The following is an 11,734-nucleotide window of genomic DNA, read 5'->3' as shown; positions in this document are numbered from 1 at the left end:
CGCGGACGAGCCGGCGGCGCCTCGAGACGGTTTCTTCCTCATGGCCCGGGCGCAGGCCCGTCGAAAGCGAGTGAGAGCTGCTCCGCCGGAGCCCCGACATGCGCCAGGACGGCCGCTCGAAGTTGCGCGAGGTCTTCCGGGCGGCTCAGCCGATGGTCGCCGTCGGGCACCAGCGTGAAGGTCACCGGGTCGCTCAGCAGGTGTTGGAGCAGACGCAGCGCGTGGGCACGCGGCACGTCGGGGTCGCTGCCGCCCTGCAGGATGGTCACCGGGCACCCGGTTCGAATTCCGTGGCCGAACAGCAGGTGTCGCCGGCCATCCTCGATCAGCTCACGGGTGATCGGATAGGGCGCGTCGGAATAGGCCGAGGGCTGCTCCACGAGGCCGGTCGCTGCCAGCGTCCGGCGCTCCTTGCGGGTGAACCCCTTGAGCATCAGCTCCTCGGTCATGTCCACCGCCGGCGCGACCAGCACCAGGGCCTTGATCCGGCCGCTGCCGCCCAGCACCCGCGCCAGGAGGAGCGCGATCCATCCACCCATCGATGAGCCGACCACGATCTGTGGTCCGCTGGTCGTCGCGAACACGGCGATGGCTTCCTCCAGCCAGCGCGTGATCGTGCCATGCCGGAATTCTCCGCCCGACCGTCCATGCCCGGAATAGTCGAAACGCGTCACCGCAAGGCCGTACTCGGCCCCCAGTGCATCGAGCGTCGCGGCCTTCGAGCCGGTCATCTCGGAGCGGTAGCCGCCGAGCCAGAACAGGCCCGGAACACGCCCGCCGCGGCGCAGCACGGCGATCGCGCGCGCGTCGGCGCCAGCGCCGGCGACCAGGGTCTCGAGCGGAGGGTCTTGCTGGGCGTCGCGCATGTCCGAACCTGTCGTCTGGGTGGCGTCGATACGACGGTCTGCCCGTCGGAGCTGTTCACGGCAACAGTTTGTCGCCAATTGCGGAAGATCGCACGTTTCTTGGTCGTGCTGCTGTTGACTTATGTCCCCGGCGGCACGATTTTAGCGCCGATTTTCCCGCCGCTCCGGTAACAGCCGAAGGATCGCCTGCCATTCGTCGTCCCATGAGACCCGTTGCGCCCCAGAAGGATGGGCCGCAATCCAACGAAGACATCTCTTCCTCCGAAGTCCAGCTGATCGATGGGGAAGGCGCCAATCGTGGCGTCGTGCGAACCCGCGAAGCGCTCGCAGAGGCGCAGGAGCAGGGACTGGATCTGGTGATCATCTCGCCCAACTCCACGCCGCCCGTCGCCAAGATGCTCGATCTGGGGCGCTTCAAGTACGCGGCCCAGAAGAAGGCGGCCGAGGCGCGCAAGAAGCAGAAGGTCATCGAGGTCAAGGAAATCCAGCTGCGGCCGAATATCGACGACCATGATTACCAGACCAAGATGAAGGCGGTGAACCGCTTCCTCGACGAGGGCGATCGCGTCAAGGTCACCCTGCGCTTCCGCGGTCGCGAGATGGCGCACCAGGATCTGGGCATGCAGTTGCTTGTCAAGGTGCAGGCCGAACTCGAGGCCAAGGCCAAGGTGGAGTCGTCCCCGCGTTCGGAAGGACGGCAGATGGTCATGGTGCTGGCGCCCAAGTGAGGGTCGCCAGGTCCGGTGATTTCAAGGGCGGCTTCGGCCGCCCTTTGCTTTTCCGGTCGCCGCCCGGGTTAACTTTAACGCCTAACCAAAGGACTGTTTTCGCCAGCCGGCAGGTGGCATGGGTGGGTGCACTTTAGTAAAACTCGCGCTGGTTTTCAGGGTGGGGTTTCTTTGTCGCCGTCGGACTATCTGCGCGCCATCTTGCATCGCGAGGCGGTCGATAGCGGGGTCGAAGCGCCGTTGCGGCGGCTCGAGCCGCGCGTCGAACAGCTCTGCGCGACCTGGGCGGGGCGGCATCTGCTCGAGATCTATCCGATCGGCGCGTTCGAAAAGGGCATGGCCAACCGCTCCGGCGTCGGCATCGACTTCGTCTTGTCGCTGAGCCCGCAGGTCCCCTTCACGCTGCACGAGATCTACGAGTCGCTGTTCCTCGCCCTCGAGCGGCAGAATCTGTCGCCCGTGCGCCGTCCCGTCGCCGTCGGCGTCCGGGTCGAGGACGTGCTTGTCGACATCATTCCGGCCAAGCGGGAATCGATCAGCAACGACATCCACGAGATTTATTCCTCGCGCCGCGCCGCGCCGATGAAGACCAACCTCACTCACCACGTGCTCGATGCCGTCGAGGCCGGCCGGCAGGAGGAGGTTCGCATCATGAAGCTCTGGCGTGACCAGCAGGGACTCGATTTCCCGTCCTTCTACCTCGAGTTGAGCGTCGTCGCCGCGCTACGCCGCAGGCCGCCGGGGGAACTGGCCGACAATGTCTGGCAGGTACTGGGCTATCTGGCCCAGCTCTTCGTGGCGCGCGGGCTGCTCGATCCGGCCAACGCCAACAATGTGATCTCCGACGAGATGACCGCTGCCCAGAAGATGGCCGTGGCGCGGGCCGCCGCCGACACCCGCAGCGGCATCCGCCCCTGGTCGGAGATCGTCACGTGACCGCGGGCGGCGAGGCAACCTGTGCTTAAGCCGACGGTCCTATGATGCTCCGTCTCTCAGGGGGGAGGGCCATGTTCGACCACAAGGACACGCTGTTTCACGTCACGAGCCTGCTGACCCGCCGGCTCGCCAACCAGATGCGCCTGGCCCTGGCGCCGCACGGGCTGCACCCGGCGCAGTTCACCGCATTGGCCGAGATCGGTGAACGCGAAGGGCTGACGCAGGCGGAACTGGTCACCCGGCTCGATCTCGAGCAGCCCGGCGTCGCCCGCACCCTCGCCGGGCTCGAGGCCGAGGGCTGGATCGAGAAATCCTCGCTCGGCAAGGGGCGGGCGCAGGGCCTGTACCTGTCGGACAGGGCACGCGCCGCGCTGCCCGCCGCGGCCGGTGCCGTCGCCGCCGCCGATCGCCGGTCGCTCGCCGGCCTCAGCCGCACCGAGGCGGCACAACTGCTCGACGAACTCGGTGACCTGGCGAGCGCCAACCGCTGAACGCCCGGCCCGACTCCCCTTGCGCGGCCGGCGCTTTCCTCCTATACAGCCGCCTTCTCGACGGGTCGCCCGGCCAAAAGGCATGCCGTGGCGGTCCCGAATGCTGGCTTTCGAGCCGCCTCTAACAGGACAAGCAAAATGCCAAAGATGAAGACCAAATCGGGCGCCAAGAAGCGCTTCAAGATGACTGCGACCGGCCGCGTCAAGGCGGGCGTCGCGGGCAAGCGCCACCGTCTCCTCAGCCACGACGCCGACTACATCCGCTCTCACCGGGGGACCAAAATCCTCAAGAAGGGCGATGAAAGCCTAGTCAAGTGGTACATGCCGTACAATCGCTAAGGAGCCGCTGAGATGTCCCGCGTCAAGAGAGGCGTTACCGCCCACGCCCGCCACAAGAAGGTTCTGAAGGCCGCTTCCGGTTTCTACGGCCGCCGCAAGAACACCATCCGCACCGCCAAGGCCGCCGTCGACAAGGCCGGCCAGTACGCGTATCGCGATCGCCGCGCCAAGAAGCGCAATTTCCGCGCCCTGTGGATCCAGCGCATCAACGCCGCCGTGCGCGACCACGGTCTGACCTACGGTCGATTTATCGACGGCCTCAGCAAGGCCGAGATTGCCGTCGACCGCAAGGTGCTCTCCGATCTCGCGATCACCGAGCCCTCAGCGTTCGCCGCCCTGGTCGCCCAGGCCAAGCAGGCCCTGGGATATCTCGAGAAGATCGAGACGGCCACGCACCAGCGCGTCAGCGCCTGACACTCGCCTTTCTGAGGCCCTGAGTTGAGCCTTGCGCCGCCCCGAACGGGGATGGCGCGGGGCTTTTGTGTTTCTGCCGTGACGTTGCAACACCCACGGCGTCACCCCGGCGCAGGCCGGGGCCCAACCTGAGCGCTCAGGATGGATGCCGGCCTCCGCCGGCATGACGGCAGTGGGTGCGGCGCCCCCGAAGCAAACGACGACAACCGGAATAGAACGATGTTCCTCGACGCCCAGATCGAAACCCTCCGCGCCGACATTGCCGCTGCGGTATCCGCCGCCGGCGATGAAGCTGCCATCGAAGCGGTGCGCGTCTCCGCCCTCGGCAAGAAGGGCTCGGTCTCGGCCCTGCTGGCGACGCTCGGCGCCATCGCGCCCGAAGAGCGAAAGAGCGCCGGCGCCGCCATCAACGGGCTGAAGACCGAAGTCACCGCGCTCATCGAATTGAAGGCCACCGAGCTGGCGCAGCTCGCCCTCGATGCCCGTCTCGCCGCCGAGCGCGTCGACGTCACCCTACCGGTGCGGCCGGTCCCGACGGCCGAGGGCCGCATCCACCCGATCAGCCAGGTGATCGACGAGATCACTGCGATCTTTTCCGACATGGGCTTCTCGATCGCCGAGGGTCCCGACATCGAGTCCGACTGGTACAACTTCACCGCGCTCAACTTCCCCGAGGGCCATCCGGCGCGCGAGATGCATGATACCTTCTTCATGGCGCCCTCGCCGGACGGGGTGAAGCGCGTGCTCCGCACCCACACTTCGCCGGTGCAGATCCGCACCATGCTGAAGACCAACGAGAAGCCCGCCGCGCCCTACCTCACCCCCGCTATCGATCCGCCGATCCGGGTGGTGATGCCGGGCCGTACCTATCGGCATGACAGCGACCAGACCCACACCCCGATGTTCCATCAGGTCGAGGGGCTGGTGATCGACAAGTCGAGCCACATCGGCCAGTTGCGCTGGGTGCTCGAGGAGTTCCTCAAGGCCTTCTTCGAGGTCGACAACGTCACGCTGCGCTTCCGCCCCAGCTTCTTCCCCTTCACCGAGCCGTCGATGGAGGTCGACGTTCAGTGCGACCGCTCGGGCAGCGAGGTCAGGATCGGCGAGGGTCGCGACTGGCTCGAGATCCTTGGCTGCGGCATGGTGCATCCCAACGTGCTGCGCAATTGCGGCCTCGATCCCGATGTCTACCAGGGCTTCGCCTGGGGCATGGGGATCGACCGGCTCGCCATGCTGAAATACGGCATGAACGACCTGCGCGCCTTCTTTGATGCCGACAAGCGCTGGCTCGACCACTACGGCTTCCGCCCCCTCGATCTGCCCACCCTGTTTGGCGGCCTCTCAAGCTGATGTCTGGCTTCCTCCAAAGACTCGGAGTCATTCCCGCGCAGGCGGGAATCTCCGTTTGCCATGCCGACACCAAAGCCGGGAGTCCCGCCTTCGCGGGAATGACCCGGTACCTACAACTGCGAGTATCCCGATGAAATTCACCCTCGACTGGCTCAAGGAGCATCTCGACACCACCGCCTCGGCCGAGGAGGTCGGCAAGGCGCTGACCATGATCGGCCTCGAGGTGGAGGAGATCGTCGACCCGGCCGAAAAGCTCCGTCCGTTCGTCGTCGCCCACGTGGCGGAGGCGAAGCCGCATCCGAACTCGGACCATCTCAACGTCTGCAAGGTGGATGCCGGCACCGGCACGCTGATCGACGTCGTCTGCGGCGCGCCCAATGCCCGCACCGGCATGAAGTCGGTCTTCGCCGCCCCCGGCACCTACATCCCGGGCAAGGACTTCACTCTGAAGGCCGGCGTCGTCATCCGCGGCGAGAAGTCGGACGGCATGCTCTGCTCGGCCGCCGAACTCGAACTCAGCAACGACCACGAGGGCATCATCGAGCTCCCCGCCGATGCGCCCATCGGCGTGCCCTATGTCGAATACGCCAAGCTCGGCGGCGCCGTGATCGATATCTCGATCACTCCGAACCGGGGCGATGCGACGGGTGTGTACGGCGTGGCGCGCGACCTCGCTGCCTTTGGGCTGGGCACGCTCAAGGCCACCGACATGTCGCCGGTGCCGAGCAAGGGCCCGTCGCCGATCCCTGCCCTCCCACACAATTTCTCGGCGGGCGAGCCCAAGGCCATCCGCAAGTTCGCGGGCCGCGTGTTCAAGGGCATCAAGAATGGCCCGTCGCCGGACTGGCTGCAGCAGCGGCTGCGGGCCGTCGGCCTCCGCCCGATCAACGCGGTGGTTGATATCACCAACCTCGTGTCGCTCGGCTGGGGCCGGCCGCTCCACGCTTATGACGCCGACAAGATCGTTGGGCAGGCCGTGCTGCGCAATGCCAGGTCGGGCGAAGAGTTCGACGCGCTCGACAACAAGGTCTACCGCCTCGACGAGACGATGACCGTCATCGCCGACGACCTCGGCCCGCTCTGCCTCGGCGGCATCATGGGCGGCATCCGCTCCGGCGTCACGGACGGCACCGTCAACGTGCTGATGGAATGCGCCAGCTGGGACCCCGACCTCATCGCCCAGTCGGGCCGCAAGACCGGCATCGTGTCCGATGCGCGCTACCGGCTCGAGCGCAGCGTCGATCCGGCGCTCACCGAGCCCGGCCTCGAGCTTGCCACCCGCCTCGTGCTTGACGTGTGCGGCGGCACCCCGATGCAGCCGGTGATCTCGGGGGAGGATGTCTTTCCCGGCACGGTCATCGACTTCCCGCTCTCCGAGGTCGAACGCCTTACCGGGCTGCGCTCCACCCCCGACGAGATCGAGGCGATCCTGTCCCGCCTCGGCTTCCGCTTGGATGGCGCCGGCAACCGGCGTCGCGTGTCGGTGCCGTCCTGGCGTCCCGACATCACCATGAAGGCCGACCTCGCAGAGGAGGTCATGCGAATGGTCGGAGTTGACAATGTGCCGGTGGAACCTCTGCCGCGGCTCGCCAATGTTGCGCCGCGCATCCTGACCACGCTGCAGAACCGTCGTCGTATCTCCCGCCGCGTTCTCGCCGCGCGTGGCCTGGACGAAGCCGTCACCTGGAGCTTCATCCATGCCGACGAGGCCGTCCGCTTCGGCGGCGGCGCCCCCGAACTCAAGCTCGCCAACCCCATCGCGTCCGAACTCACCGACATGCGACCCTCGCTGCTGCCCGGCCTGCTGGGCGCCGTGCAGCGCAACGCCAATCGCGGCTTCCCCGATCTCAGGCTTTTCGAGGTGGGCCAGGTGTTCCTCTCCGTCGACCCGGACGGCCAGCGCACCTATGCCTCCGGGCTGCGTCTGGGTGGGACCCGCCACTGGCAGGGTGCCGGCAAGGTCTCGGTGTTCGACGCCAAGGCCGACCTTGCCGCGTTACTCGACGCCATGGGCCATGACATCGACAAGCTGCAACTCGTCGCCGAGCCGGCCGCATGGAGCCATCCGGGCCGCGGCGGCCGCGTGCAACTGGGCCCCAAGCTGACCATCGGGTGGTTCGGCGAGGTGCACCCCAGCCTGTTGCGGACATACGACCTCACCGGTCCGGTCGCCGCGTTCGAACTCGACCTCGACGTCATCCCCGAACCGCGCCGCAAGCCGACCCGCTCCAAGCCAGCCCTGAAGCTCTCCGACCTGATGCCGCTCAGCCGCGACTTCGCCTTCGTCGTCGATCGCGACGTCGCTGCTGCCACGATCATCAAGGCGGCGCGCGGTGCCGACAAGGCGCTGATCACCGGGGTCGAGGTCTTCGATCTGTTCGAGGGCAAGGGGGTCGGAGACGGGCGCAAGTCCGTGGCCATCGCCGTCACGCTGCAGCCGACTGAACGGACACTCACCGACGAGGAGATCGACAAGGTGTCGGCAGCGGTTGTTGCGGCGGTGAGCAAGGCGACCGGCGGCACGCTGCGGGGCTGATCCCGGTGGCGCCCACTATGCCTGCCCCCGGCCGTCAGGGCGATCCCGCGACGGCGCAACTGTCGGTGGAGACGCTGCTGCGCCGTTCTGTCCTGGTCGCGGCGGTGGGCCTCAGCTGCCTGCTGGGCTATTTCACCACCTATGTGGTGCAACTGCTGCTCGTCCTTCTCGCCGGCTGGGTCGCGCTGCGCCGCTGGCCGCTGTCGGCCGGCCTCGATCGTGCCGCGTGGCTGTTCTTGCTCAGCTTCCTGCTCCTAGGGGTGGGTGAAGCCGTTACCCTGCGCGAGCCGGCGGACCTGGTCCCGCTGCTCAACTTCGCCACCATGCTGCTCTACGTGCCGCTGGCGGTGCTGTTCCGGCGCGGCGCCCGGCCCGCCAACAGCCGCAAGGCGGCTGACTTCGCACTGGCCGGGGCGGCTGTCGGGCTGCTGGTATCGCTCTTCTTCACCTATGTGCTGCATGAGCCGAGGGCCGGCGGCAACACCTTTTTCACCGATCCGATCCGCCTCGCCAACACCGCGCTGCTGGCCGGCTTCTTCGCCATGATCGGGGCCGCCGCCAATGGCGGCCAGCATCGCTACGTCTACTTTCTCGGACCCCTGATGGGGCTGGTGGTGATCTTCTCGACCGGGACCCGCACCGGTCTCATCGCCTTTGCGGTGCTGCTCCTCGTCGCTGCCTTCATGCTGGTCCGCCACAAGCTGCTGGCGCTGTCGATCAGCCTGGGGCTTGCCGTGTTGTTCGGTGCCGTCGCATGGCTGGCCGATATCGCCGGAGCGCGTTCGATAACGCTTTTCGACATTGCCGGCCGTCTCGCCTCCGGCGATCACCCGGCGGACTTGGGGACGACCATCCGCTTCATTCTCTACCGTGCCGGGGGTCAGGCCTTTCTCGACGCTCCGCTGTTCGGGCACGGCTGGAGCCGCCTGATGAGTTCGATCGTGCCCTATCTCGATGCCTTCGAGCAGGCGCACGCGAGCCTACCGCATCTGCACGACGATGCCCTCAACTTTGCCGTCGCCAACGGAGTGTTCGGCCTCGGCGCCTACCTGCTGCTGCTGGCGACGCCACTCTCCGCCTGCCTCGCGAGCCCGAGGGACAGCCAGTTCCACACCCGGCTCTATGGCTGCGGCATGCTCACCGTTAGCTACTTCGTTCTCGGCCTGCCCGACACGATGCTCAGCTTCCCCCTGCACAACACGCTCTACGTCGTGCTGACGGCGCTGCTGCTCAACTATTGCCGCGACGCTGACGCCTGACGCGGGCTACGTGCGTCCCTGCTGCTGCTTCTGCCAGCCCACACCGAGTTCGGGGCGCACCTCGACCGTGCCGAAATCCGCCATCGGGCCATCCTGGGCGATCTGCAGCGCCTCGGCCATGTCAGCCGCCTCGATGATCAGGATGCCGCCCAGCTGCTCCTTGGTCTCGGCGTAGGGGCCATCGGTCAGCGAGACCTGGCCGGCCCGGCGCCGGACCGTTGCCGACTGCCCGGCAAGCGCCAGGGCGCTGACATAGTGCCCGCTCTCGATCAGCCGGGCGTCGGCGTCGCGATTGTCGAGATCGAACCGCGCAAGCTCCTCCGATGTCAGCCGGCCGAGCTGCTCTGCATCGATATGGAAAAGACAGACAAAGCGCATCACCTCCTGCTGTCCCTTGTCGAGCGGCGGGCCACGAGATCGACATCGATCGACCGAGATCGTGCGCGGGTCACTCGGTTCCGGCCCGCCGCTCCCGCGCGGACATCGAACGAAAACGCCGCCGGCGGAGCCAGCGGCGTTTGGCGAACTGCGAATCTGCGCCCGATCAGGCGGCGTGGCTCTCCAGCCACTTGGCGAGGCCGGCCTTCGGGGTACCGGCGCCGATCTTCATGTCTGCGGCCTCGCCGCCCTTGAACAGGATCATCGTCGGAATCGAGCGAACGCCGTACTTGACGGTGGTGTTCGGGTTCTCGTCGACGTTCAGCTTGACGATCTTCACCTTGCCCTTGAGCTCGGTCGACAGTTCCTCGAGCACCGGCGAGATGGCGCGACAGGGGCCACACCACTCGGCCCAGAAGTCGACGAGCACGGGCTCTTTGGAGGACAGGACTTCCTCGCCAAAATTGGCGTCGGAAACGTGGGTTGTCATTGAGATTGCCTTTTGGGTTGAAAGCGGCGGTCTGTTTGATCCAAAAGCTAGGCAGAGTCCAGAGTGAGTGCAATGCGCGTCACCGGATGGTGAACCCCCGCGCCGCTTCCGCCAAAGCAGCGTCAGGCAATTTTAGCAGCGATTCCAGACTAGTCCACAAGATTGCGGTTTCGATCCGCTGGCCCGGGAAAAGCTGCCGTGCAGCCAGCGCATAGAGTGCGAGCTGCGCCAGATAGGCCGGTTTCACCCGCTCGGGCAGCATTTCGGGCGCTGCGTCGGACTTGAAGTCGACGATCAGGATGCCATCCGGGCCCGCGACGACGCGGTCGAGGCGGCCCGCCAGCGTCACCGGCTCGCCATTGTGCCATGCGTCGACGAGGAACGGCACCTCGGCCCGGCTCTGCGGTCCGAACAGCGGGGCCAGTTCGGGTCTCGAGAGGATCGCAAGCGCCTTGCCGGCCAGCATCGGGTGCTGGTCCGGCGCATCGGGGAGCAGCACCTCGAGCGCCCGTGCCGCGACCTGCCCCCGATTGCCTTCGGCGACGCGGCCCAGATGCTGGAGCAGCGCGTGCAGGGCCGTACCCGCCTGCCGTGCGGTCTCCGGATCAAGGCTCAGTTCGGCGCGGCTTGCCAGGGCCCGCTCCGGGTCCGGGTCGTGGTGCCATGCCGAAGGCCGGATGATCTGGCGCGATCTATGCGGCGGCAGCGGCGGCAGGGCGAGGTGCGCGTCCACAAGGGGCGGGCCGGACGTTGTCTCCTGCAGCGGCGCGGGCACCGGGCGCGTCGCCGGGTAGCAGATCGCCGTGATCTCGCCGTCGGCGTCGGTCAGCGTCTCGCTGGCGGGGACGAGGCGTTCGGCGACCGCCTCGTACCAGGAGCCGTCGAGTCTGCCCTGCGAGGTCAGGAACCCGGTGACGTAGAGCTCGTCCTCGGCCCGCGTCATCGCCACATAGAGCTTGCGCCAGTACTCTGCCTGCTGCGCCGCTTCCGCCGCCTCCTTGTGCTGCAGCGTCTCGGGCACATGCGTCGCCTGCGAAGAGGCGTGGATGAACAGCGGCGGCGCCGCGCGCAGATAGATCGAGCGCCGGTCGCGCCCCCGTTCGGTGCTCGCCGCGTCGGCGAGGATGACGATCGGTGCCTCCAGCCCCTTGGCGCCGTGCACCGTCATCACCCGCACCCCCGAACCACCCTCGGCCAGTTCGCGCTTGATCGTCACTTCGCGCGAGCGCAGCTCGGAGAGAAAGCCCAGCAGCGAGGGTTGTTCATTCTGCTCGCTGAGCAGCGCCAGGTCGAGGAACTCGGCCATAACGTCATCGATCTCGCTGCCGAAGCGGGCCCGCATCCGCCTGAGCCCGCCGCCGGCATAGAGCACGTCGGCAAAGAAGTTGAACGGCCGGTCGAAATCCAGCCGGTTGCGCCAGGCGGCCAGCTGCGCGTAGGCCTCGCGCACCGACGCGATGGGGCTGTCCTGCATCGCCCGGAAGAGCCGCTGCTCGCCCCGCTGCTGCGCCACGGCCATCAGGTCGTCTTCGTTCACCTCGAACAGCGGCGAGCGCAGCAGCGCCGCCAGCTGCAGGTCGTCCGCCGGGTTGCTCAGCACGTCGCCCAGCGCCATCAGGTCGAGCACCGCGATATGGCCGGTCACCGCCAGCCGGTCCGCCCCCGGCGTCGGGATGCCGGCGCGGATCAGCGCCCGGATGATCTCGTGGAACAGGATGCTGCGCACCTGGACCAGGATCAGCACATCGTCAGCGCGCACCGCCCGGCCGCGCGGTCCCAACGGCCGCCGGCTCTCGATCCAGCCCTTGATCTCGCGGGCGATCCGTTCGGCCACCTGCCGCTGCGCGCTCGGGGTGGCGCCCGGCGGCTCGGTCGGCCAGTTGTCCGGATCGGTGGGGTCGGTCACATCCCGGATCGGCGGCCACAGCGTCACCGTGCCGCCGCCCT

The 11,734-nt window shown here is 67.3% G+C and carries 12 protein-coding genes; 8 read left to right on the top strand and 4 right to left on the bottom strand.

Annotated elements, in window-relative coordinates; translation table 11 throughout:
• Window positions 1-38: 38 nt before the first annotated feature.
• A complete protein-coding gene (locus ACE3TU_RS03500) occupies window positions 39-866 on the bottom strand; it encodes an alpha/beta hydrolase (RefSeq protein WP_374620302.1) in 828 nt (275 codons plus the stop codon).
• 191 nt (window positions 867-1,057) lie between these two features.
• Between ACE3TU_RS03500 and infC the strand changes: the two genes are divergently transcribed.
• From infC to ACE3TU_RS03460, 8 genes are all read left to right on the top strand, one after another.
• Complete coding sequence (gene infC, locus ACE3TU_RS03495) at window positions 1,058-1,594, top strand: translation initiation factor IF-3 (protein ID WP_374620350.1); 537 nt, start codon at window positions 1,058-1,060, stop codon at window positions 1,592-1,594.
• A gap of 171 nt (window positions 1,595-1,765) precedes the next feature.
• Complete coding sequence (locus ACE3TU_RS03490) at window positions 1,766-2,530, top strand: hypothetical protein (protein WP_374620300.1); 765 nt, start codon at window positions 1,766-1,768, stop codon at window positions 2,528-2,530.
• 71 nt (window positions 2,531-2,601) lie between these two features.
• Window positions 2,602-3,021 carry a MarR family winged helix-turn-helix transcriptional regulator gene (locus tag ACE3TU_RS03485; protein WP_374620297.1) on the top strand — a complete coding sequence of 140 codons (420 nt, stop codon included), beginning with the start codon at window positions 2,602-2,604 and terminating at the stop codon, window positions 3,019-3,021.
• A 138-nt stretch (window positions 3,022-3,159) separates the two neighbouring features.
• Complete coding sequence (rpmI, locus tag ACE3TU_RS03480; RefSeq protein ID WP_055047457.1) at window positions 3,160-3,360, top strand: 50S ribosomal protein L35; 201 nt, start codon at window positions 3,160-3,162, stop codon at window positions 3,358-3,360.
• Between the two features lie 12 nt (window positions 3,361-3,372).
• On the top strand, window positions 3,373-3,774 hold the full coding sequence (rplT, locus tag ACE3TU_RS03475; RefSeq protein ID WP_374620295.1) for a 50S ribosomal protein L20: 402 nt from the start codon (window positions 3,373-3,375) through the stop codon (window positions 3,772-3,774).
• A 219-nt stretch (window positions 3,775-3,993) separates the two neighbouring features.
• Entirely contained in the window at window positions 3,994-5,124 is a 1,131-nt protein-coding gene (gene pheS / locus ACE3TU_RS03470) for a phenylalanine--tRNA ligase subunit alpha (protein WP_374620293.1), read from the top strand.
• A gap of 130 nt (window positions 5,125-5,254) precedes the next feature.
• Window positions 5,255-7,660, top strand: coding sequence for a phenylalanine--tRNA ligase subunit beta (pheT, locus tag ACE3TU_RS03465; protein ID WP_374620291.1), 2,406 nt, complete (start codon window positions 5,255-5,257; stop codon window positions 7,658-7,660).
• A gap of 17 nt (window positions 7,661-7,677) precedes the next feature.
• On the top strand, window positions 7,678-8,919 hold the full coding sequence (locus ACE3TU_RS03460; RefSeq protein WP_374620289.1) for an O-antigen ligase family protein: 1,242 nt from the start codon (window positions 7,678-7,680) through the stop codon (window positions 8,917-8,919).
• A gap of 6 nt (window positions 8,920-8,925) precedes the next feature.
• Here ACE3TU_RS03460 and ACE3TU_RS03455 read toward each other — a convergent pair whose 3' ends face one another.
• From ACE3TU_RS03455 to ACE3TU_RS03445, 3 genes are all read right to left on the bottom strand, one after another.
• Window positions 8,926-9,297 carry a YciI family protein gene (locus tag ACE3TU_RS03455; RefSeq protein ID WP_374620287.1) on the bottom strand — a complete coding sequence of 124 codons (372 nt, stop codon included), beginning with the start codon at window positions 9,295-9,297 and terminating at the stop codon, window positions 8,926-8,928.
• Between the two features lie 166 nt (window positions 9,298-9,463).
• A complete protein-coding gene (gene trxA / locus ACE3TU_RS03450; protein ID WP_374620285.1) occupies window positions 9,464-9,787 on the bottom strand; it encodes a thioredoxin in 324 nt (107 codons plus the stop codon).
• A gap of 79 nt (window positions 9,788-9,866) precedes the next feature.
• Window positions 9,867-11,734: PD-(D/E)XK nuclease family protein (locus ACE3TU_RS03445; protein ID WP_374620283.1), on the bottom strand; the 1,868-nt coding region annotated here is incomplete at its 5' end.

The sequence above is a fragment of the Devosia sp. genome (assembly GCF_041917035.1).
Classification (GTDB): Bacteria; Pseudomonadota; Alphaproteobacteria; order Rhizobiales; family Devosiaceae; genus Devosia_A.
The sequence above is the reverse complement of the archived record's forward strand: the minus strand, read 5'-3'. Positions and strand labels throughout refer to the sequence as shown.